Annotated in this window: 17 protein-coding genes; 10 read left to right on the forward strand and 7 right to left on the reverse strand. The window is 56.8% G+C overall.

Translation table 11 applies throughout. The features are described from left to right. Positions 1-887: 887 nt before the first annotated feature. Positions 888-2,279, forward strand: a complete 1,392-nt coding sequence (locus tag NKI54_RS12385) for a UDP-N-acetylmuramoyl-tripeptide--D-alanyl-D-alanine ligase (RefSeq protein ID WP_352570596.1) — start codon at positions 888-890, stop codon at positions 2,277-2,279. Positions 2,280-2,652: 373 nt separating this feature from the next. On the opposite strand, the gene NKI54_RS12390 is transcribed toward NKI54_RS12385, so the two are convergent. From NKI54_RS12390 to NKI54_RS12410, 5 genes are all read right to left on the reverse strand, one after another. Beyond that, complete coding sequence (locus tag NKI54_RS12390) at positions 2,653-3,858, reverse strand: TadE/TadG family type IV pilus assembly protein (RefSeq protein WP_352574895.1); 1,206 nt, start codon at positions 3,856-3,858, stop codon at positions 2,653-2,655. Positions 3,859-4,033: 175 nt separating this feature from the next. Next, on the reverse strand, positions 4,034-4,459 hold the full coding sequence (locus NKI54_RS12395; protein ID WP_352451186.1) for a hypothetical protein: 426 nt from the start codon (positions 4,457-4,459) through the stop codon (positions 4,034-4,036). A 720-nt stretch (positions 4,460-5,179) separates the two neighbouring features. After that, complete coding sequence (locus NKI54_RS12400) at positions 5,180-7,486, reverse strand: CapA family protein (protein ID WP_352634075.1); 2,307 nt, start codon at positions 7,484-7,486, stop codon at positions 5,180-5,182. Positions 7,487-7,797: 311 nt separating this feature from the next. Next, positions 7,798-8,262: a hypothetical protein gene (locus NKI54_RS12405; RefSeq protein WP_352457629.1), complete on the reverse strand. Its 465-nt coding sequence runs from the start codon at positions 8,260-8,262 to the stop codon at positions 7,798-7,800. Positions 8,263-8,308: 46 nt separating this feature from the next. After that, entirely contained in the window at positions 8,309-10,459 is a 2,151-nt protein-coding gene (locus tag NKI54_RS12410) for an ATP-grasp domain-containing protein (RefSeq protein ID WP_352574890.1), read from the reverse strand. A gap of 585 nt (positions 10,460-11,044) precedes the next feature. On the opposite strand from NKI54_RS12410, the gene NKI54_RS12415 reads away from it, so the two are divergent. The 3 genes from NKI54_RS12415 to NKI54_RS12425 are packed head-to-tail and all read left to right on the forward strand — an operon-like array spanning position 11,045 to position 15,714. Then, positions 11,045-12,688, forward strand: a complete 1,644-nt coding sequence (locus tag NKI54_RS12415; RefSeq protein ID WP_352634077.1) for a hypothetical protein — start codon at positions 11,045-11,047, stop codon at positions 12,686-12,688. 60 nt (positions 12,689-12,748) lie between these two features. Continuing rightward, positions 12,749-14,392 (forward strand): ATP-binding cassette domain-containing protein, encoded by a 1,644-nt coding sequence (locus NKI54_RS12420; RefSeq protein ID WP_352691727.1) that lies wholly within the window; start codon positions 12,749-12,751, stop codon positions 14,390-14,392. Then, on the forward strand, positions 14,389-15,714 hold the full coding sequence (locus NKI54_RS12425) for an HlyD family type I secretion periplasmic adaptor subunit (RefSeq protein ID WP_352618839.1): 1,326 nt from the start codon (positions 14,389-14,391) through the stop codon (positions 15,712-15,714). Before NKI54_RS12420 ends, NKI54_RS12425 begins: the two co-directional genes overlap by 4 nt. A gap of 67 nt (positions 15,715-15,781) precedes the next feature. Here the strand turns inward: NKI54_RS12425 and NKI54_RS12430 are convergent, their stop codons facing one another. Beyond that, positions 15,782-15,922, reverse strand: coding sequence for a hypothetical protein (locus NKI54_RS12430; RefSeq protein WP_352589768.1), 141 nt, complete (start codon positions 15,920-15,922; stop codon positions 15,782-15,784). A gap of 183 nt (positions 15,923-16,105) precedes the next feature. Between NKI54_RS12430 and NKI54_RS12435 the strand changes: the two genes are divergently transcribed. Together NKI54_RS12435 and NKI54_RS36490 are read left to right on the forward strand one after the other, a co-directional pair. Further along, complete coding sequence (locus NKI54_RS12435) at positions 16,106-17,203, forward strand: cupin-like domain-containing protein (RefSeq protein WP_352570606.1); 1,098 nt, start codon at positions 16,106-16,108, stop codon at positions 17,201-17,203. Between the two features lie 116 nt (positions 17,204-17,319). Next, positions 17,320-17,592 (forward strand): beta-barrel domain-containing protein, encoded by a 273-nt coding sequence (locus tag NKI54_RS36490; protein ID WP_502898218.1) that lies wholly within the window; start codon positions 17,320-17,322, stop codon positions 17,590-17,592. Positions 17,593-17,970: 378 nt separating this feature from the next. Here NKI54_RS36490 and NKI54_RS12440 read toward each other — a convergent pair whose 3' ends face one another. Next, positions 17,971-18,345 carry a site-specific integrase gene (locus NKI54_RS12440; RefSeq protein ID WP_352589771.1) on the reverse strand — a complete coding sequence of 125 codons (375 nt, stop codon included), beginning with the start codon at positions 18,343-18,345 and terminating at the stop codon, positions 17,971-17,973. Between the two features lie 196 nt (positions 18,346-18,541). Here NKI54_RS12440 and dctP point away from each other — a divergent pair, with 196 nt between their 5' ends. The 4 genes from dctP to NKI54_RS12460 all read left to right on the forward strand — a co-directional run bounded on the left by dctP (position 18,542) and on the right by NKI54_RS12460 (position 23,719). After that, on the forward strand, positions 18,542-19,828 hold the full coding sequence (dctP, locus tag NKI54_RS12445) for a TRAP transporter substrate-binding protein DctP (protein ID WP_352634080.1): 1,287 nt from the start codon (positions 18,542-18,544) through the stop codon (positions 19,826-19,828). A gap of 58 nt (positions 19,829-19,886) precedes the next feature. Beyond that, entirely contained in the window at positions 19,887-20,987 is a 1,101-nt protein-coding gene (locus NKI54_RS12450) for a TRAP transporter small permease subunit (protein ID WP_031212033.1), read from the forward strand. 3 nt (positions 20,988-20,990) lie between these two features. Then, on the forward strand, positions 20,991-22,361 hold the full coding sequence (locus NKI54_RS12455) for a TRAP transporter large permease (RefSeq protein WP_023677869.1): 1,371 nt from the start codon (positions 20,991-20,993) through the stop codon (positions 22,359-22,361). 362 nt (positions 22,362-22,723) lie between these two features. Further along, entirely contained in the window at positions 22,724-23,719 is a 996-nt protein-coding gene (locus NKI54_RS12460; protein WP_352634328.1) for a hypothetical protein, read from the forward strand. Position 23,720: the final 1 nt, after the last annotated feature.

Raw genomic sequence — 23,720 nt, forward strand, 5'->3', positions numbered from 1 at the left:
TTTTTCGACGCACCGAGACGACGGACGACAGCCGCTACCGACCGTCAGCGTCGACGTCTCCTTGGCGGCGCCGAAAGGTCTCGCTACTTCGTCGTTCAATCGAGACCGCGGCGAGTAAGAATGCGAACATCGGCATCATCGATCACGAGGTCGAACTCGACTCGTGTGTCCATCCGTCCCCTTAGGGCGGATTGTCCACCAAAGTCCGCATCATAGGGGGAATGGACGCGCCCGGTCTGGCGGCTAGAGGAACGGAACGCTATCATTTTATTGTATTAGTAATGACGCATGAAATGGCCTACAATTGACTCTACCCGGCAACGCCACTGGCAGCCGGTAGGCCCGGCGGCCCGCTGGAACCCCCGATCGGCTGTCGGCCCGTCCCCATGAAAGTTACGTGCGGTGGCGACCAACGTGAGACGAGATCGAACCAACAACCCCGCAACCGGCATCAAGGGCAAGCGCCACGGGCCGCCGGCCAACGACGAAGCAGGATATTTCGAGTTCTGCCCCGTTTGTGGCCAGACGTTCGACAAGCGAAACCTTGGCGAGGTGCTGCATCACTGTCTCCCCGACCATGAGCCGTTGAACTCGATGAATAGGTGACTAGCGTTCGAACAGATGGTTTCGCTCATCCAAGATCGTGATCGGTCCCAACCAGACGATCTCAAAAGTGATTGCGGATGTGGTCGTTAAAGTAGCGGGCTTGGCGAAGGCCGCTTTGAACCCGGCAAAGGTCTCAGGTGGTACCCGGAACCATTGCACATTGAGCGGAATTGGCTGAAAGTGATCGAACCACAGGACAGGGATGTCGGACGGCCACCTATTCAAGGTGGCCGGGGCGCGGGTTAACGTGATTCGGGTCGATCGGCAGGACAGGGGGAGAAATGCACCCTTGGACGAAGGCTGAGCTTGCGGAGATCACCGGAGGCATATGGGAAGGCGAGTTGCCGGAAGCCTGGACGACCGACTGCATAGCCTTCTGCGACGCACTGATCGGCCCCGGCGCGCTCGTCATCCCGCGCGTTGGCACCTACCGTTACGGAGTACACCCCAGGAAGATCAGGCGCTTCAGGCGACAGGGGCTCGCGCTCCTCGCGGACCGAGAGTACCGGCCCAACTTCGAAGGCTTGCCGTTGCTCCGGGTGGCTTCGGTCCGCGTCGCCATGAAGTATCTCGCCGAGCGAGCGCGGTCTGCTTACGGCGGACGCCTGATCGCGGTTGGCGGCAGCGTCGGCAAGACGAGCACCACGGCGATGATCAACGTCATTCTCACCGCAGCTGGTTATCCACCTTTTCCGGGCGAAAACTTCAATACCGTCTCCGGCGTGCTCGGCCTGATCGCCAACCTTCCCCCTGATGGCATCCACGCTGTCGAGGTGTCGATTGGCTTTTTTCGGCGGCTCCTTGAGGTATCTGCGCTCAAGCCGCATGTCGCTCTTATCACGACGATCGGCGACGCCCATCTCGAAGAGTACGGCTCGCGTGAGGCCATCGCCAAGTTGAAAGCCCGCCTGTACGATGTCGCTGAGGGCGGCACTGCGATCATGCCTCGGGATTCCGAGCATTTCGAATATCTCCGAGCCCGCGCGCTGTCGTTCGGGGCGAAGGTCGTGTCCTTCGGTGGACATGCTAAGGCCGACTACCGGCTCGTGGACTATTCGCACGAAGATCAACTGGTGCGTGCGGTCCTGAAGGGCCGGGATTTCGCCTACAAGCTAGGTAATCCAGGGCGGCACATGGCAGTCAACAGCCTCAGCGCGCTGGCGGCTGTCGATTCGCTCGGCCTTGATCTGGGAGCTGCGACCAATGCGCTCGGGGAGGTGCAGGCCATCCACGGACGTGGCGAAGTCATACGCATCGCCCTCGCGTCCGGCGAGATCCATGTCGTCGATGAGGCCTACAACGCGAATCCGACATCGGTGGCCGCCGTGCTGGCGGCACTCGCTGAGGGGAAGCGCGCAAGTGGGGGCCGAAAGCTTGCCCTTCTTGGCGACATGCGGGAACTCGGGCCACGATCGGCCGAATTTCACGCCGGTCTGGCGGAACCCGTTCTCGCGGCCGATCTGGATATGGTGATCACGGTTGGGACGCAGATGACATATCTCCGTCGTGCCCTGCCGGAGTACCTCCTCGGCCCACACTTCGCGACAGCAGACGATGTGTTGCCCGAGCTCGCCACTATCCTGCGCGCGAAGGACCGCCTTCTTGTGAAAGCTTCGAATGCCATGGGTCTGCATGAAGTTGTAACTCGCTTGCGCCGGCAATTTGGACGCTAGTCCGCCGCGATATAGCATCGGTGTTTGAGGAGTGCCCGAAACGTTGAGATTCGTCGAATTTCGCTGTTTTTTTGGACCAAAGCAGAAAAATTGACCGGAGATCAGCTCCGCCCATGACTGGTTCCACTACCAAACAGTCTCAGGCACTTGGCGGAAAATTGTGCTTCGCCGCCTGATTCGATCTGTGCTGCCTCCGGGTGACCAGGGTAGCGCCGGCTGGACGCCGCCAACCGAAGAGCTGCGCACAGTCATGCCCGCTCGGTCATTTCGGCCATGCATATAACGGCAGCCGCCGGGAATGGTTGGTTGGTCCGAGCCCAATGCAGCAACAACAAAGATTAGCCCTGTGCCGAGCACTGACATCAGTATTGCTTCAGCGAAGGAGCACTATTCCTAAGTCTCCAAGGCCTTTCGGCGGAGTCGCACCATACCAGTCCAGGGCCACACTCGAGTTGCCACTATAGAAAAATTGCCACGCAACAATCCAACCTGAGTTGGCAGTCGACTTCAGGTCTGTTGTCCCTCTCATCCGAAAACGATGATGGGGCAGGTAGATAGCCCCTTCAATTAAGTAGTTTTTGTTTCCGGACAATGAGACCGTGGGCACAGAGGGCGTAACTGTGCGTGACCCGAAGATAGCGATGCCAGCGTAAATGCCACTCGTGGGAGCCGAAATCCTTACGCCACCTTTGCCTGCTGACTGAATAATGCTTGACTCGGAGTCAACGAATATCGTGACTTCGTCGCCCGAGAGATTCACATGGCTGCCGATGCTCACTGTTGCGTTCTGAAAATAGTGAACTCCGGGAGAAAGAACGACATTTCCATCGAGGTCAATGTTTCCACAGAACACCCGGCCGGCCGGAATGGTAACATCGGTCAGCATCTGATCACTGTAGTCGCAGCCGTTCGGTGGAACGGGCTGCGGTAGATCGACAAGGGGGTCTGCAAGTTCGGGTTGGTTGGTTTTCGGGATGATGGTGTAACCGCCGCCTTGGTAATTGCCCACTATAGAGATTTTTCTGGCGACAATCTTTCCGGTTCCAACGTGCCTCAGTGCCCTTGGACTGGAGGAATTCACTTGGATACCGCAGTTTGGCACCGAAAGCCCCCCGGAACCCATTACCGTCAGCGCTCCATTTGAGGCAGGATCGAGGACATAGAAGCAATAATCCGGCGCGGCTTTTCGGGCCGTTGCCGCCGCGTGAAGGTTAATGCTCCGAATTCCAGCAAGACTCATGAAAGCGGTTGGCATTCCAGCTGAGATTTCAACCGCCGCCTCTCGCGTCCCAGCAGAAGGAGTGGTGATGCTCACCCCAACGACAGCGCCGGTCACGAAGGAGCCATTGGCCAGCGCCCAATTCTTCGCGGCCTGGACGGCTGCTTCGTTTCCTCCATCGCTCTCGACAGCAACAAGAGCCGCCGAATCGGCTATCTCCTGCAGCTTGGATCTCCAGGAAGCGGCGTTGGTAAAGTCAATGCTAAGGCCGAGGGCCAAGCCCAGTGGCACCACCATTAAGGCCATCGCGACGGCAAAGTTCCCCCGTTTTTCGGGCGGCAGATCTTTCAGTCTCCGCATCCAGAAGCCCTCTCTTAAGAGCAACTTAGACCGAAGATGGTTTAGAATTTACTAAATTAGAACAACAAAACGCAGCGGCAATTCACGCTCGGCAAAAAGGCGATGCAAGCTGTCTCGCTGCTCATTGAGCTGAGTGAAACGCGGCAGACCTTGAAGTCAGCGATGTGCTAATTCTTTACTTAAGGCCGAAGACTTGCTGAGCCTGGTCAGACTGCAACAAGTCGCGTGCCGAATGTCCGACACCCGGCAAAATCACGAGACGCCAATTGAAAGGCCACCCGTTAGCGGTCGCGACAGCTTGCGCCAGCTCAAAAGTGAACTGCCCCCGATCCAAACGCGTCTCTCCTTGGCGCATAGCAGCTGCGCTTTCGTTTAGATCGACATCGCCAGTGTCGTCTTCTCCAAGATAGATTGTTAGAGGCAAAGCCAGATAGGCCTTCAACTCCTGAGAGGCTTGATCCGGCGTATAGACGCAACCCGAGGAGAGACATCCCAGCCCGTAGGCTGCCGCCTCTGCTAGCGAGGGCAATACGTAGGTCGACGGATTGGCTACGACCACTCTCTTGGCATCCGACAAGGCAAATGCTGCAACACGCGACATGAATTGACCTCCCGCCGAGTGCCCAAAAAGGTAATACTGCGCAGTCGGCAGCCCCTCTCGGGCCCTCGCCCAGTTTACCAAGCCCTTCACGTACCAGACAGTCCACCTGTCCCGAGGTTGAATTGTGCCCGAGTTGACAATGCCTCCCCGCTGATAGCTCCAGCCTGGGAACCTTTCCAGGTCGAAAAGCGGCGCCATAACTATCAGGCAATTTCGATCCGCAAGAGGCTGCGCGTAGTCTCGGTAGGATTCGGCGGTTCGGCTTAGTCCATGGAACACGAACAGGATCGATGGATTGGCACAGTTCTTCGGATGATAGGTGTATACCGTCAACTTTATGCCGTTAATAGTTGCTGAGGTCGTACCTTTGCCGACCTTCCAGGCAAGTACTTGGCCTGAATACGTCAGACTACAGCCTAAGACGACTGCCCCTAACAGACGGATTAGAAATCGCACCTGTCGCTCCCATGGACGATCCCGCAGGGATGACATATCCCATTAGCGGCAGCTAAACAAATCAAAACCGGCTGAGCAGTAAAGAGTCCGTTCCTCCACGTCTGGTCCTCGCAATGTTCGCAAGCGACGCCTCCGCGGCACCTCAGCGTCCTGCGTGACAGGGTATCGGCTCCTTGTTTTGTCGGCACGTATCGCTCGCGCCGCCATTGCGATCGAGGAACCCAGTGCAAATCCGCGTACGGCATACGCATGAGCTTCGGAGCCTCACGCCAGTGCAGGGATGGCCAATCTAAGGCATCTGTCTTGAACGGCTACGACAACATCGGCGAGTCCAGGCGACAACGCCAGCAACCGATCGATTGTCGCGCGACCGGCTGCTCCTCCCATTATCTTTGGTTGGTAGTCGAGGCGCGGATCTCTGTTTTGAGCGTAAACTGGATAAATATCTAAACGGATCTGCTTCGCACCAAAGTGGAAGCAAGGCAGAATGGACTCCCCTTTGCTGTTTCCGGACCCAAATGCAAAATTGCCGACACTGTATAATATCGGCCGACCATTATAAATCTCGATCGGCTGAAGGATGTGGGGATGATGGCCGATGACTGCGTCCGCACCCAGGTCGATAAATAGCCGTGCTTTCATGCGGTCTTGCTCGGTAGGTTGGCGCTGGTATGGCAAACCCCAATGTACCATCACGGCGATCCGATCGACCAGTGGACGAAGTTGGGCCAGATCACGCTCGACGAATTCGGGCACATCTTGTGCGGAGCCTGGAAGTTCGCCACGAGCCGCTGTTCGACGGTTCCAGTAATATCCGAGAAGTCCGATGCGGATATCTGCGCCATCAAAAATCGCCGGGTGGTAAGCAGAGCTCTGGTTCCTACCACCACCGTACGGTTGGATATACTGTCGCTCTAACGTGGCTAGCGTCTCAACCACGCCACCCCGACCGCAGTCTTGAATGTGGTTATTCGCGACAGTCATGGCAGCGAAGCCTGCACGACGTAAGACAGAGGCTGACTTGGGGTCCACTTTGTATGAGTAGTTCCGAGTGGTACCTGCTTTCTCAGAGATGGTGGAGAACGGCCCCTCAAGGTTTCCCGTTATCAAAGCGCAGCGTCTAAAGATCGGCCTGACCCAGGCGAAGGCATAGTCTGGGCCAAACCTGCGGATACGATGACGCATCCGCATCCCGGTCATCACATCTCCGACCGCCGCCAAATGGTACGGAGCGCTGGCGGACGAAGAGAGGAACTGTTCAAGTTGGTCCGGGTCGATGAGATCGATGTCATCCGGAATTATGACCTCTGAAAACTTCTCGCGAATTTTTACAACATGGCGCCGGACTTCTTCCGATTCACTGAGGCGGTAGAGGGGTGGCTGAACGGAGGGTGCCAACAATGTCTCAACCGCTGAAGAACTAAAGCCGATCCCACGTTTCTCAAAAACGCTTCGGATCAGTGTTTCGTAACGGCTGCTGAATCTCATTCGGTCTGCATGAAGCAAACACGAGGCAAAGTTCTCCGGAAGTGACCTGAGGGCACGCGTTCGAATTCCGGAAGGAGCATACGGGCTATCAGAAAGTCGTCCCAGCGCCAAAAGGGCAGCTACAACTAACGAAATACAAGTAAGTTCGTCTCCCGGAAAAGCCTTGTGTAGGTCCCACATTGTCGCCGCTATGACTTGCGCGACCAGCGCCTCCGGCTGTGGCAACTCGGCGTCGTCCATACGCGAATCATTGGCAAGAGTATCCGATGGTACGAACTCGGCATCATGACGGAGGTGCCAACACCATACGTAGGGAGTCGACAGCATCGCGGCCGCAAAGTATGCGCTCAAGGCGTACTCAAGGGGACCAGGCCTACTGAAACTGGCGCGCGGTGCATGCAGCCTGTCAGCTTGGATGTCAGCGGTATGGCGCACAACGTGAAACCCGAATGCCTGATATATGAAACTGGCATTGTGCGAGGGGTCGCACAGATAAGCACCGCCTGAAATTCGTGGAAGCCACCCTTCCGCTGTGACTGCACGCCCCGGGCCGAACAGCAATTCCCCACAGAGGGGGATCGAAAAATCATCGAGATTTTCGATTCTTGCTGGATATCGGTATTTGGTCCCTTTGACCGGCACCAACCTAAGCAGATCCCCGTTAACTCCCCCTTGTTTCGGCTGGTGCGCATTAACGATCGCTCTGACCTTCGGCAACGGGCCCTCGCCGAGTGAACGCAGCACTTCGTTCACTCGATGAGCTATCAAGGAGACGTGGTAGTAGACGTTGACCTGGCCGAAGCGTGCCGCGGCCTCACAACCTTCCTGTTCACCAAGAATTCCGCCGCCGAAAGGCTTGAAAACATAGTTACCTTGCTTGTCGGGCAGTGCTTCGCCCATCTCACCCGTGGGCCAGTGAACATCCGTGGCTGGATGACCGATTACGTCCACGTACCGCCCACGCAGCCCTTGCCTCCCCGTGTTTTGGCAAAGATAAGGCAGTTCGACCTCGGTTGAATGCACCCGGCCGCCAGTAAAATCTGAATCGCAACGCTCCCAGACGTAAACAGATCCAGTCGCCATCTTTTTCCCCAAAGCTACTGCTTCTTCTGCGAACGCTGAGACGCAAGAATTCACAAGTCTTGCGCTCCGCAATCCTGCGAACCTTTCGCCGACGGGTGCTGAAATTGATCGAAAGGACATGCCGTCGGTTGCCCTGAGGCCAACTCTCTACAGGGCGTGGAGATTGTCCTTCAACATGCTCTGAGGCCGCATTTTCGCTCCATGGTGGGAAGCTGGATCCGAGTCTGCAGCCCAGCTTCCGGCAGCGTTTTGGCCTCAATTCGCCTGCCCCTGATGGGGGCTACACAAATCAATCTCCTGACGAGGCACATCTATCCGATGCTTGCGACCGGCTTTTTCTTCTCTCCGCTTATTCGAACTGCCTTACTGAGGCCGCCTGCTGAACCGTTATTCTCACCCGATCCAGCGAGCTCTTGCCGAGCGCTCTCCAATGCCTTCGCCGCAGATCCCTCCTTAATCACCTTAAGTTCTTCCGCGACCATATTTGATTTTATGAGACGCCACTTGTCGAGGGAGGCGGCGCGCACGAAGCCGTAAGCCGATGGCATACGGACCATCAGCCAGCCTAGCTTCAACAATTCCTCCGTGAAGCCTCTCACGAACGCCGCCCCGCCGACACGCCGTCCAGTCAGGCGCCTGAATGTCTTGTACGACATTCTTGCACGGGTTCGCGGCTGTCCCGCTTTGTTTGTGGTGCGTTTCAAAGTCAAAGCAACGAGTGTCGCCGCATCACTTAGCGAAACACTCGGTGTTGCAATCGGCGAAACAGTGTTCATAACCTTACTCTCCTTAGCTTGAGCAGAATCGATAAACTCATCACTGCTATCGAACGTCGTTCGTCTCGGGCCGAACTGAAGGAAACGGGGCCACTTCATCGAACCAGCCATCCTTTTTTGCCAAATACGACATTGCCATTGCGTGCATGGCAGACCTTATTTGCTGTGGCCGCGACTGAGACATAGATGCGAGGGGTTCCGCGGCTAGCTCACCAGATCTCGACAAAAGCGCCATTTTGGCACCCGATCCGTCAGTGCTCCATCTCAAAGTTAGAACCAAACCACCACTCTGTAGGTGCCGACGTAGGTCGGTATCAGTATCAGGCTCGGAACTGACCAATATTAGTCGTGTGGTCGGCAAGGTCGACAGCGCACGGCGGGGCCATTCATCTTCGCTGTTGACAATGAAATAGCCCTGGTTTCCGCACTGCAACACTCGCTGAGCGAGATCTTCGAGAACTGTACCATTGTCTGCATCCGTTCGAGTCATCGAGACCGCACGGCAAGCACCCAGACAAAGACCGCTCGCCCAAAGTCTGTCCGGAGAGGCTGCATAAACCAGGGCTTCCAGGAACGGGTCTCTGGCCAGCATTTGCGGGGTTGTCCGCCGCCCAAATTCCTGGGGTACAGTGTTGATGTAAGCGCCTCTTTTCGACAAGAGACCAACTCTTCGCCCTTCCGCCTGGAACCGATGATCGATTGCTGTCGCCACCGCACCAGTGTGTCGATCGCCGATGACGAGTACGGTGGCAATTTCCGAAGAGCCGGGCTCACTGTACATATTGGCCAGGATTATCTCACTCACATCTCTCGAGGTCCCCGCTCGCGGCCAAAGATGAAACTCGATCCCCGGCCGTGCATTTACCTCGATGACAGTACACCCGACCTCTTTGTATGATCTTGCAATATCGGGCATGATGAGATCTATCCCGGCAATGTTAAGGCCGATGACTCTCACGATGCGCTCGCACAGTTGCCTGTTATCTGGATGAACGGAGTTTGTAACATCGACCGGGACGCCTCCACGGGCGAGGTGGCCGGTAGGCCGGAGAACCAAAGGCTGCCCGGAAATTGGGACGGACTCCAGCGTAAGACGACGCAAGGCTAGGTGCCGTAGCAGCTCATCGTCAATCTCTACAGGAGAAAGACGTCTCCCGTCTCTGTCGGGTTCTCGGTTCAAATCATGAATCAGGTCAACTATCGTTTTTTCACCGTCGCCAACGACTTGGGGCGGGCAACACATGACCGCCGCCACGAGATGATAGTCAACGACTGTCGCTCGAAATTCCGGGCCGGCGATGAACTGCTCAACCAAGACGCCAAACCGCTCTGACTGAGTGACGTCGTGCGCTATATCGAATGCAGCCTCAACTGCACGGCGTCCCCGCAGTTTAACCGAGACTCCCCGCCCCTGATTTCCCTGAACCGGTTTGACCACGACGGTCTTACCCAGCTGTTTGGCGGCAGCGACGGCCTCAGGTTTGGTGCGAACGGTAATCTGACGGGGTACTGGGATCCCCGCTTGCGCCAAAAGTCTGTTGCCCAGCCTTTTGTCCAAGGCCACCTTCGCCGACGCAAACGATGTAGAACCCGATATCGTCGAGAACAGCTGCTTCTGGTGCTTGCCTTGGCCAAGGCGAAGGTGGTTACGGGCAATGAATTCGAACGGGATGTGATTTCTCTTAGCTGCAGCTACAAGCACAGCGGTCGAATTTGAAAGACGTCGTCTCTTCGCCCTTTCCAGGTTTAGCTCCCGAGTCTGAGCGTATTTCGCTGCCCCGTCCTCGCCTCGCGCCGCCTCACCAATCGCGTCAACGACAGCCGAAGCAGCCGCGCGCGACATCTGCGGGTCATCCGACTCCCAAACGATTGCAAGATGGCTTTCGGACGGATCGCCTATTAGCGACGCCGTCGGCGAAAACGAATAGAAATTCATCGCGCGGCGAAGCTCAAGATCAGCGGACAGGATTGCGTCGGCAATGTAGCGAGGGACCAAAGCGTTTTGTGCACAACCGGGAAACATTTCGGACAGCGCTGAGCGAGCCAGCGCAGTAAAATCGGAGATGCAAGAAACCGCTAGCCGCCCGATATTCAGGGTTAATTTGACCACCGTGTTCGTGCTATGCACGTTAAGTCCCGATAGCACCTTAAAACTGACAATCTCAATTTGTCCAAACTCTTCAGATAGGCTGACCATAACCCCACTTTTGACCCCGGATGTTCACGCTCCGCCTGCTTTTCGACCGTCTCCCACAATACAGACTTCCTGACCACGCTTCCGCTGCAGCCACTTCAAATGCATCTCGAAACGGGCATCGCATCGATGGGCATGAGCGGCTTCGGCAAGACCCGATGTGAAGGGGCGAAGATGTGGCGCATTCCACCACATTTAAGCACGCTTTATCTCTGATCCCCCGCGTTCAGCCTAAACGCTACGGCCGCAGCATCCGGAAGTCGCGTTCTTATTCTCTTGAAAGACCAGTGGATTTCCCGCCGGCCTGATCCGGACAATGCAGCTGGATGGTATGTGGCCTCGCGGGGAGATGTCGTCATGCATTCGAATGGCAGAGATCCAGACATTATAGTGTTAATAGCCGTTAAAAGTCGTCAGCTTGGGTATGTATTTTGGGCATCTAATGCTATTTATCTAATCATATTTATCCAATCATATTGGTTATTGGATAATCGATTGCAAACGGAGAGGAGTATAGAAAAGGGCTTAATCTTATACATAGAACAGAAAAGACTTCTAAATGCCATCCAAATGTAAGTTGGGGGGTTCATGTCCGTTTCAAGAATTAAGCGCGGGCGCCTGAAGAGAGCTAAACGAGCATTCGCCACCCGCCGGGTCGCCGCATCTCACATGCGCACACTCGTTACCGGACCTATACAGCCCGTCGCTGGCGATCTTGTTTTGGCGCGCGTTGATGAACTCGGCAATCACAGCAGACTGGAGCTCATCTGCGGGCGAAAGGCGATCATGTTTCGCGGAGATGAGATAATCCTCTGTTATGGAAACAGGTACGCTCCTGACCAGTTCGAGGCGGTAATAGGCCCCGATCTGGGGCCGTGCGACTTGGTAGCGGGGGGCGGCATCGCGGCATGTGAGCTTTCCAGGCATGCTCGCATGCTGGCGCCAACCAAGATCACCCCGCTCGGCCTGATTGGCGACAAGTTCGGCCGCCGGCTAAACGTGTGGGATTACAAGGTCAGCTCAGACGATTTACCCCCTTCTCTGCCGATTGTTCTGTCGCTTGGGACGTCAATGAACGCCGGCAAGACATTGACGGCAACGTCATTGGTCCGAGGGTTCAAAAAGGCGGGACTGAAGGTCGCGGCACTGAAAATTACAGGAACTGGCTCGGGTGGCGACACCTGGATTGTGCGGGATGCCGGAGCCGACATCGTTCTTGATTTCACAGATGCCGGATTTGCAACGACGTATTTAGCCCCGGTAGAGTTGATTGAGAAGGGTGCTTTCCGCCTACTGAACCATGCCGCTGAAAATGGATGTGACGTCGCTGTTATTGAGATTGCCGATGGGCTGCAGCAGAAGGAAACTTCCGAGCTAATTCTGGCTGAATCTTTTCGGAGCATGGCTCTTGGCGCGATTTTCGCTTCCTATGACGCGATGGGAGCAAAGTATGGAGTTGATACCCTCCGCGCTGCTGGCCACAAGGTACTTGCAATTAGTGGCAGGATCGGCCGATCGCCGCTCGGTGTGAGGGAGGCTGAAGAAGCCACTGGCCTGCATGTCTATTCCCCATGGGAGCTCCAGGATGGGGCACTCAGCCCCGTTCTAAAGGCTCGCGCTTCTGAAAAACTGGCTAACGGACAGGGCAATAATCCATATCTACGGCGTATTGCTGATTCCCCAAATCCAATGACGGCACTCGACCAAGGTCGAGCCTACTCTTCCCAGCTGCGAATTGATTTTTTGGGGAAGCTTGCGCACGAACTGATTCAGGCAGAGTTGGGAGAAACACCTGGTCCGGGAAGGCCTGCCAGTGACAGCAGGGCGACATGGCCCAGTCCCTTTGGGAGCGTCTCGGTCACCTTACCCGAGTTGCTGTCGCAAAGCTCGAACCCCGCGTTTATGTCGATCCAGGCGCCCGCTGAGTTGATAGAAGCGGCAGTGCTGGCAAAAACCCGTGGAGCCCTCAAGTCATCTCTGGGCAGCCTGGTCCAAGCCCTCGGGTGCCCTCCCCTGTCCGCCACCCAAATGTACAACCTCGTGAGCGGAGCTTGGTCGATGTTCGAGGCAGTTGATCACGATGAACGCCTTTGGGCAGCAAATCGGCTTCAGCCAAATGTTCTTGCGGGACCTGCTTTGAGCCCTCATGACGATTTGGATGGGATGATCATGAATTTCTCGGGAATTTTCAACGAGGACCCCGACCAGCATGCCCCGCTTGGACGGGCGTGAAAGACGGTGTCCTTGCTGAGAACACGAGGTAGGCGGCGGTACAGCGCCCCCCTCAGCGAAATGTGGCGAAGGTCGATACCTGGCCTTGCTGCGGTTGTGGGTTTTGGTGTCTGTATCAATGCGCTCCGATTTGCTGGGCCGCTTTATTTTATACAAATATTCGACCGGGTCATTTCCAGCCGCAGCGTGGAAACCCTCGTTATTCTGACCTTGGCCGCCTTGCTCGCTCTGGTAACCGGCGTCGTGCTGGAAGCCATTCGTCGTCGTATGCTTTCCCGCTGGAGCGTTTGGATCGAGCACCACTTGACCAGCCAGTCCGTGAAAGCCGGATTGACGGCAGGCGTCCCCAATCCGCCGCTTCTGACCAGCATCGAGAAAGTCTCCAGCTTTGTTGAGCGAGGGCTAGCTGCTTGGCTGGACGTGGTCTGGGCTCCCGTTTTCCTGTTATGTGTATACTTGATCCATCCTGTTCTCGGCCTGATCGCGTTGGCAGGCATGGCTTTGCTGACAGGTATGAGCCTGCTCAAAGAAAAGATCACACAAGAGCCCCGCCAAGCTGAACGTGAAGCTGCCAAGCAGGCGAAAGAGGTATTGATTTCAGCGGAAAGGCACAAAGACGTAGTCGGCGCCTTCGCAATGGCCGACGCGATCGCCGGTCGCTGGGGTAGGAACAGAGTAGATGGCTTTTTGCAGCGGGAGCGGCTTAATGCCAGAGGATCGAGCCTTGATGCAGCGATCCGGGCGCTGAACCGTTGCGTTTACATAGTTCTATTGGCATCGGGCATCTGGCTGTTCCTGAACGATTCGGCGTCCCTCGGAGGCGTATTTGCAGCCCGGCTCATTGCCAGATTTGCTTACAGAATGGTGGAAAAGGCAGTTCGGGAGCTCAGAAGCCTCAGGGAAGCGCGGGAGGGATACTCTCAGATCAAGGCGGAGCTTGCCAAACCGTTGGACGTAGAGCCGTCTCTGCTTCCTGGAACGCCGCAAGGCTCGTTAGTTCTCGATCAAGTTACATTCAGGCATGCTGGATCGCGAGCAGACGTATTTAGGAAACTGTCGCTTTCTCTGGCTCCTGGGGAATTGCTGCTGGTCATAGGACGTGCAGCCACCGGCAAGACGACGCTTTCTCGTCTTCTCATTGGTTTGCTCAAGCCCCGCACCGGTCAGATCCGCTTGGGAGACATGGACATAACCAGGCTTCCGGATAATGTTAGAGTTGGAGGCATCGGCTATTTACCTCAGCATGTTGAACTTTTTGAGGGAACCGTCGCGGAAAATATTGCACGTTTTCAACAAAGTTCTATCGATGACGTGGTTTCCGCAGCAAAAATAGCCGGAATACACGAAGTTATCATTCGTCTGGGCCAGGGTTATGACACTTTGCTTAACGACTCGGTCGGCCTGTCCGGGAGTGAACGGAAGCGAGTAGCCCTTGCCCGCGCGCTCTTTCGCGCGCCGAGACTTATTGTCTTGGACGAGCCATTCGCCAATTTGGACGCTGCCTCGAAGAAGACCCTCGAGTCGGCGGTTAGGCTTATGAAGGATGCGGGAAGCTCGGTAATTGTCACCATATCCGGACAGACCAACCGTCTTGCCGGATTAGTTGATAGGTCGCTGATCCTAGGAAGTCGATCGCCCGAGCTCACCGGAGGTTCCGTTCGTCCCGTTGCTTTCGGGAAAACTGAATTGCGGAGCGTTAAGTGATAGCTTCGCTCGCCCTTGGCACCAAACACCCCGGTACCCAGCGAGCCGAAGATCCGCCGCCGTTTGGTAGGCGTTTAGTGATCTCTGGTTTCGCGATTGTCGCTGCCTTCTCGACCCTGACCGGCATGTGGCTTGTCGCGGCACCTATCCAGGGTGCGGTCTTGGCCACCGGGGTGGTGAATGTCGCGTCAAACGTAAAGACAGTTCAGCACCTCGAAGGCGGCATCATATCAGAGATATTGGCTCAAGAAGGAGATCGCGTGTCGCCAGGCCAGGTGTTGATACGATTGCAAAACACCGCTTCGGCGGCTGCTGCAAATGAAATCAAGGCGCAGTGGTACGAGGCGAAGGCTACGGAAGCGCGCTTGGTCGCGGAAAGAGATGGAAAGGACTCGATCGAAATTCCGCCTGAATTGAAAGCGTCCGGCAAATTGGCAGCGGATGCTGTTTCCGGGCAGGAGAGTGTCTTTCGGACACGTCAAAACCTCTTCAGAGAGCAGCTCTCCCTGCTGCAGCAAGCAACCGGAAGCATGGCGAAGGAGATAGAGGGTTTTGAAGGGCAAGTGGTAGCGGCTACCCGGAAGCTCGAGCTGATCGAGGAGCAATTAGGTGATGTGCGCAGCCTGTACGAAAGGAAGTTGGTAGTCAGGACGCGCCTTGTAGATTTGGAAAGAGAAAAGGCGGACGTGGGAGGTGCCCTAAGCGGGTATGTAGCGTCGATCGGCGCGACCCAGCAAAAGATGGAGGAGACGAAATTCAAGATTGCCGAACTTAGCGCCTCGACGACGGCCGATATCGTCGAGACACTAGGAGAAACCCGCGCCAAAATATACGAATACGAGCAGCGAATGGCCGCTGCTGATGACGTGGCGACGCGTACCGAGATACGTGCTCCTATCGGAGGCACCATAGTGGGACTTAAGGTCCACACGAACGGAGGGGTCGTAACGGCGGGAGAGCCGCTGATGGACATCGTCCCTCAGGAGGATAGCTTCGTTGTTGTGGCAAACGTTGACCCCCTCGACGTCGATCAGGTGAAAGTGGGGCTGCACGCGACGGTGTGGCTTAGCGCTGTGAACAGACGTTACCAGCAACCGATGAGCGGTGACGTTCGCACTCTTTCAGCTGACCGGCTAATTGACCCTCGGACCGGTCAGGCTTTTTATTCAGTCCGAATTGTTCTGAGGCCGGAGTCTTTGAAGCCTGGAGCATTGCAAGCTGGAATGGGCACACAGGTCATGATCGAAACTGGAGCGAGGTCAGCATGGGAGTATCTCAGCGCGCCGGTCTATGCCGCTATGGGACGTGCTCTTCGTGAATAAAGAGAACGAGCAATAGACAAAGACTTTTACGCTCCCGTTCAAGTATAATTGGGGCGAGTATCGAGTATTATGTCTTCTCCCAGATTCGCGGCCACCAGTCGACGCGTCGCCGCCGCTCGGCCCTGTCGACGCCGCGCATGCGCAGGCCGAACTCGACATTCTCGCGCACGGTGAGGAATGGAAACAGCGCCAAGCTCTGCCAGGCCATCGGCGTATCCCGCTGCCAGTTGACGGCTTTCGTCGATCAGCACGGCCATTGAACACCAAGTGTCTGGATCGCTGCCATTCGAATGCACGACGACATTGCTCCCGACAGCCACATATCATCCAACTGAAACGCAATTTGTATTTCATTTCTTTGATTAAGGTCATCTCAATAAGGGTGGAAACCATGGCCAGCAACGCCAAACTCGCTGAATCAGCTCGCGAAACGCCAAAGCTTAACATGAAACCGATCGAGGAGATTGACAGCAAGCAAATCTCCACGGCAATCCGACAAAATCGGCCGTTTGTTGTTCGAGGCTGGGTTGCAGCCTCCGACGGTTGGGGATTGGATGACCCCAAATGGGCGCGGCATACCGGGCAGGTTACGGTGGTTCCAGGGGACGAGACCACGGTTTCCACTGCATCCTATGTCTTACGCAAGAGCGGGATGACACACGAAATGACCTTCCGTGAGTTGTTCGAGCGGATCCTAGGCCAGGGGGAATGGCAACCACTGATCGATGCAAACGAGCGCTACTACATGTTTGGTGGGAAAGTCCCGAGCAGTCTTCTGGAGGCATTGCCTTGGCCAAGCGACCTGGAGTTCGTTGGCTCGTCTCCCTATGTTGCTTCCGAAGGGGTTACCGCCAAGGCGCATTATGATCATTGGTACGCATTCCTGGTGCAGCTACACGGGACAAAAGCCGTAAAAATGTTCCCCCCTTGGGATTATAGTTTCATCTATCCGCAGCATGAAAAGACGGCCGACAAGCCCAGGCGGGCGCTTGTGGATTTGAATAATCCCGATTTTGACCAGTTCCCGTTGTTGAATCAACTGCATGGAGAGATTGCCGTACTGAATGCAGGTGACGTTTTGTATATGCCGGTCGATTGGTGGCATGAGGTTGAAACCGAGGGATTCTCTGTCAGCATCAACCGGCGTTTGAGACGGAGTGCGCTGGACTGGGCCGGCGCTCTGCTTGTATTCGGCTACCAGGTCCTGCAAGGCGCATACCGTTACGGCATCGAACCGATCCCCACCGACGAAATTAAGACTCTGGCCCAGCATGCCTATGTTGAGTGGAAGAGCGACACCGGCAAAACCGAATACGATCAATGGTGCGCATTCCTGGCGCAGTTGGGGCGGGACCAAGCAAAGGCGTTGCGGATCCCCGAAGATCTCGGAGTCCTCATGGCGCGGTGGTTTCAGACCGAGCAAGACCTAACGAAGGCAGAGTTTGAAGCGCTCTCGCATCCCGCGGTTGGACTACCTGTTCGGCAGTGACCTGCATCCCGGATTTCTGACCATTCTGAGCTGGAATTTTCCACTGAGTTGAAGTTTTCGGAGGTGCAGATCGCCTTCATCCTGCGACAAGCTGAGGAGGGGACGGCGGTTACGCGATGGTTTGGCTGAGCGCTGTGAGCAGACGTTACCAGCAAGCGATGAGCGGCGACATTCGCACTCTTTCAGCTGACCAACTGATTGATCCTCGGACCGGTCAAACTTTCTATTCAGTTCGAATTGTTCCGAGACCGGAGTCTTTGAAAGCAGCGCCTGTAGCATTGCAAGCTGGGATGGGCACGCAAGTCATGATCGAAACTGGAGCGAGGTCAGCATGGGAGTATCTCAGCGCTCCTGTCTACGCCGCTATGGGTCGCGCCCTTCGTGGATAAAGGGACGGGCAAAAAGAATTTGGAGCTCAAGTTAAAGTATAATTTGGGCGAATATAATGTCTTATTCCAGAATTCGCGGGACTAGAAGAGAGCTAAACGTGAATTCTCTACCCGCCGGGTCGCGGCATTTCACATGCGCACACTTGTCACCGGACCCATACAGCCCGTCTCTGGCGATCTTGTTTTGGCGCGCGGAAACACCGCTTACGATTTTCCTTGCTATAGTGCTTCATATGGCGCGCCGGCAAGCGGACTCTGCTCACCGGCAGCAACGCAGCTTGAATTGGCAGCTCGACGAGTGTGGGGAAAGGCGGTAGCGCTCTACCGACTCGACCCCCCGAACACGTTTGATGCCGCTAATCCTTGCCGCTCATCAGCTCAGAAAGTAGGCGCCTGCTGGGAAGGACGGGCCAGGCGCGAAGCCTCGTTTGATTCCCTCGCGACCGCCCAGCTTCGAGCATCCAACGTGAGATTGCTTCCTGTTGCTGTCGCAGGTGATCGCTTCAGCAGCTTGTTGCGCGTGATGTAGCCTGCGTTAACCCCCGGGATCGAGTGGTTCATCAGAAGATGGACGTCCAACTCCGCAACGCCTGCAGCCTGGGCGATTGTCCGGAAAGTCTGCCGCAGGTCATTCCCCCATTTCGACAGATCGCTGCGTTTCTCCTTGTGCTCGATGACGTGACCGCGTTCGCTCTCTGCTGGGAATAGCCAGTCACGCGATTGCTCGGGGTAGAGAGCCCTACCGATGCGCATCACTCGAACCAGGCAGCGGACGCAGACCAGGACCATGGAGTGCAGTCACCCGGCCAATGTTTCGGCTTGAGAAGCAGGGACGGAAGCCGCACCGAGCTTCGTATAAGCCGAAGGAACGCCGCGTTGACTAGCCGATAACCCACTAAAACCGTGGATTTATTGAAACCGCACGAGCATATTACGGGTCGGGCGCGCAGTGGTTGAAAATGCTTGCGTCGCGCTATGTTATTTGCATGCTGCGCCGTTTCTTTCTCTGTCGTTCGTGGCGCTGGCATGCTCTGATCCCTCAAAAAGGATGTGTCATTGGTTTTCAGTTTTTGAGACCGGCGGTGGGCCTATCGTTTGCCGAACAGGGAGGAAGACAATGGACGGAGAATCGCATTCCAAATCAAGGCGAAGCTTTCTGAAGTCGAGCGGACTTGTCGCCGGGCTGACGGCGACGGCGGTTACCGCTCCCTGGGTTCGAAGGGCAGGAGCCGCTGACACAATCATCTGGAAAATTCAAACCTCGTGGCCGGCTGGCGTCGGACTTGAAACTTTCCAGAGCTGGTGTGGGACCATCAAGGAAAAGACTGGAGGCCAACTCGAATTTCAGCCGTTCAAGGCAAAGGACATCGTTGGTGACTTCGAACTCCTCGACGGGGTGAAGAACGGCGTTCTGGAAGCGATGAACTCGTTTTCACTTTACTGGGCCGGTAAGCTTCCCGCTGCGGCGTTCCTCTCCTCTTACACGATGGGGCTACGCTATCCGCACGAATGGGACATCTTTTTCTATTCGAAAGGTGGTCTGCAGGCCGCGCGCGACCTTTATGCGAAACAAGGTCTTTACTACGTCAACCGCATTCATCACGGCCCGAACATCATCCACTCAAAGACACCGATCCGCTCGATCGAGGATTTCAGAGACCTGAAGCTGCGCGTGCCTGGCGGCATGATCGCCGAGACATTCGCAAAAGCCGGCGCCAAGACGACGCTGCTGCCGGGCGGCGAGGTGTTCTCCGCGCTGGAGAAAGGCACGATCGATGCAGCCGACTACACTGGGCCGGCGGTAAACTGGGCGCTCGGGTTCCAGCAGGTGACCAAGTACATTTCCATGGGCCCAGCCGGTCTGATGTCCGTATACCAGCCCGTCGACCTGATGGACTTTGCCGTCAACATGAATGTCTGGAACCAACTCCCGGACAACCTCAAGAAGTTCGTGGAAGACGAAATCCAAGTCTATTCCAATGTCCATTTCGGGGCCATCCAGAAGGCCGACATGGAGGCCTGGCAGAAATTCCTGGATGCCGGCATTGAAATCAATCGGCTTGGACCGGAGGACCTCCAGAAGTTCCAGGAAATCGCGGTGCCAATCTGGTTCGAGTGGGCCAACAAGGATAAGGACGCGGCGCGCATCTTCAAACTGCAGCTTGAGGTGATGGAGAACCCGACCGTCGGTTACGTGACGCCGGACATGTATCAGGGATTGTCGATCGACCTCTGAGGCTCTCCGCGCCCGTCCTGTCCGGGCGGGCGCACTCTCCTGCAAGAGGCAGTCGCCGATGCCCTCACTCACATTTGTGCTGCCGCACTGGCTATACTGGTCAAGCCTCGTGCTTTTCCCGCTCGTTGCGGTCTTCCTTGTCCATCGCGAGCGGGCACAGCGCGATGCCGGCCGTCCAAATCTCTTTCTTGCTTACCTGTTCCTGGTCACTGCAGGCTTCCTCGGCATGCACCGGTTTTATCTGAAGAGCAGGTGGGGATTCATTTTTATCCCGCTGTTCATTGCAGTGCTTTGGACGAGCGCCCAGGTACGCGACGGACGTGAGGCAGTGTCGCTCGCGCGATCCCTGAGCGAACACGCCGAAAGGCTGTTGCCGCGTGCCAAGGCAGATGTAGCAGCCAGCAAAGAAGGCGCTGCCGATCGCCTGGCGAAAGCTGAGGCAGACGCCACGGTGGCGCGCGATAATCTGAGCGCCGCCGCCCATGGGCTCGAGCGCGCCAACAGCATTGGCCGAATTGCCGGACTCCTGCTTGGTCTCGCTCTCGCAGGCGACGCCCTTCTAATACCCGGTCTTGTGCGGCGCACCCGCACCCGTGAGATCGCGCGCGCCGCGGCCGACCATCCGCTCGTAGTCGATGTGCCAGCCACGCCCGTCAAGCAACCGCTCGCGTTGTTCCAGCCGGTCGACTGGCTGGTACGCGTGACGGGCGAGTTCGTCGCGTATTGGTCGGTTCTCGCAGTGGTGGCGTACTACTACGAAGTGGTGGCCCGTTTTGTTTTCAACTCACCGACCAACTGGGTACATGAAAGCATGTTTCTTATGTTCGGCATCCAGTACATGCTGGCAGGCGCCTATGCCTACCGTGACGAAACGCATGTCAGGGTAGACATCGTCTACAGCCATCTCTCCGAACGCGGTCGTGCTGTCTGCGACATCATCACCTCGGCCTTCTTCTTCTTGTTCACCGGCACCATGCTGGTCACAGGATGGCGATTTGCGAGCGATGCCACGGCGGTTGGCGAACGCTCATTCACCGAATGGGGCATCCAATACTGGCCGGTAAAGCTCGCGATCCCCATCGGGGCAGCGCTCCTGTTGCTTCAGGGCCTATCCCGGCTGATGCGAGACATCGCCACTGCATTTGGAAGGATCGGCTGAGCGATGGGCCTCGAGCTTCCGATCCTGTGGCTCAGCATATTGATGTTCGGGGGTCTGGGCGTACTTTTGCTGCTCGGATTACCGATGGCCTTTTGCACCGGCAGCCTTGCCGTGCTTTTCCTCTTTCTGTTCGGCAATTCGGCCATGCTGAACATGCTGCCGTCTCGGGTCTTCCCGTTCATGACGGATTATCAGCTCTCGGCGGTGCCGCTTTTCATCTTCATGGCCGCGATTCTCGAGAAGGCGGGCATCATCGAGGAGCTGTTCGATGTCGTCTACAAATGGCTGGGCGGACTCAAAGGCGGGCTCGCATCGGCCACGGTGATCTCCTGCACTCTGCTGGCCGCGATGGTCGGTGTCGTCGGGGCGACGGAAGTGACGATGGGCATGATCGCGCTCCCGGCCATGCTGCGCCGCAACTACGACGCCAAGCTTGCCTGCGGCTCGCTTCTTGCTGGCGGGACCCTTGGCATTCTCATACCCCCTTCCGTCATGGCGATCGTCTATGCCGTCGTGGCGCAGCAGTCGCTGGGCGAGCTTTTGATCGGGTCGGTATTTCCCGGGCTGCTGCTGTCCGGGATGTATGTCGCCTACGTGACGGCGCGCTGTTACATCGACCCCAAACTCGGCCCGGCGTTGCCGCCGAACGAGCGCATTGACTTCGCCCAAAAACTCAAGCTTTTGCGCCGGACGTTCATGCCGATACTGCTGATCCTGCTTGTGCTCGGGGTCATCTTCATGGGCATTGCCACGCCGGTCGAAGCCGCCGGCATCGGTACGTTCGGGGCTTTCATCGTCTGCGCCGCACATCGGCGCCTGACCTGGGACACGATCCGGGAGGCCTGTGTCGCGACGCTCAAGGCCACGGCGATGGTCATGTGGATATTCTTCGGCGCCACCATGTTCGTCGGTTTCTTCATCCTGAAAGGTGGGCAGAACTTCGTAGCCGAATCGATACTCGGAACAGGCTTGGCGCCTTACGGCGTTCTTGTTCTGATGATGATCATTCTGTTCGTCCTGGGCATGTTTCTGGACTGGGTGGGCATTCTCCTTCTCACCGTACCGATATTTCTGCCCATCCTAAAGACACTCGAATTCGGCGGCACGTTTGGGCTAGCCGGTGTGGCTCCTGAAGACGTGCCACTGTGGTATGGTGTCATTTTCATGGTCAACATGCAGATGGCGTTCCTTAGCCCGCCTTTCGGCTATTCGCTGTTCTATCTGAAGAGCGTTGCGCCGCCGGAGATCTCGATGGCGACGATCTTTCGATCCGCAGTCCCCTTCTTGTGCCTGCAGGCGATCGGAGTGGGACTGTGCATCGTGTTCCCCTCAATCGTCGTCTGGCTCCCGAAGGTCATGTACGGAGGCAATTGACCACATTTGCGGCTTGCCGACACCGAGGATCAGTCGAATTTGATAGCTTTTCGCTTGAACGGCGTCACCTTTTTGCCTTCCTTTGCGCGTCGTCATGAGATCGCTTCTTGAAACAATCCTGGCTGCGAGTGCGGGTGTATCGCACTCGACCAGTCTTGGTTATCTCGCCTACGCCGCCCCGGGAATGCCGCGCCATCTGTCCTTGCCGAGATGGCCAAGGAACCCGCCGCCGATCAGATCGTTTCGCGATAGATCAACCGGACGAGGAGAGACATGCTCGAAATTCTGCATGCTCACAATCGCGGGACACCGAACACGGGCCGGCTCTGCCAGTTCGGGGCTTGGCGCGATGCTGCGTGACGATGCTGCGTGACGTCGACTATGTCCTGCAAAAACTCGACTGGATGCGCGGCGAAGGCATCTGGCCCAACGGCTTGCGATATCTGTGGACCGATGCATTCGGGGTCGTGCTCTACGTCTCGCTTTATGCGGAAACTGGCGAAGAGCGCTGGCTGGGCGAAGCCGAGCGGCTGGTGGCCGATGTCGAGCGTGTGCTCGGCCGCCGGCGCGGACTGAGGATCGGCGAAGCGGCCGATCGCGACGGCCAGTATTTCCACTATCTGGCGATGTGGCTGTTCGCCCTGGCGCGTCTCGGCGATCTGAAGCCGGAATACCGCAAGCGCGGCATTACGCTGGCGCGGGACATTCACCCGGCGTTTGTGGTCCCCGGCCGCGGCGTGATCTGGAAGATGCAGGAGGATTTGAGCGGTCCTTACCCCGGCTACGGCCTCGGCAGCATGGATGCCTATGACGGCTACGTCTCTTACCGAATGCTCGACGACGAGGAACTGGCGCCCGAGATCGCGCAGATGCGTGACCTGATGGAGCGCGATTGGCGCAGCCTCGACATCGACCAGGACCTCGGCCTCGGCATGATGCTGTGGCTCGCCCATTTCTTTCCCGACGAGCCGTGGGCCGAGGCCCAGACGAGGCGTTCGCTGCGAACCCTGGAAACGATGTGGGTCGACCCGCCCGGTTATTTCAGCCGCGCGCCATGGCTGCGCGATACCAAGTTCGCCTTCACCAATTACGGCGTTTCGCTCGGCCTGCAGGCCGCCGGTATCTGGCCGGGGCGTGTCGATAGGCTGAACGCCTTCTTCGAGGACTGGCGCTCCGGCGACGAATACGACCGCGAGGCGATCACCTGGGTGATGGCCTGCACCTCGCACCTTCCCGGTGCTTTTCTGACCCGGGGTGGCGAGAGAACGATTGAAAGCGACGAACCTGGGGAACGTTCCTCAGCCGGCGCGGTTGTCGATGAAAGTGCATCGAAAAGCAAAAGCAAGGAACGCGGTTGAA

Origin of the sequence: Mesorhizobium sp. M0663 (assembly GCF_040320585.1) — a bacterium.
Lineage (GTDB): Bacteria > Pseudomonadota > Alphaproteobacteria > Rhizobiales > Rhizobiaceae > Mesorhizobium.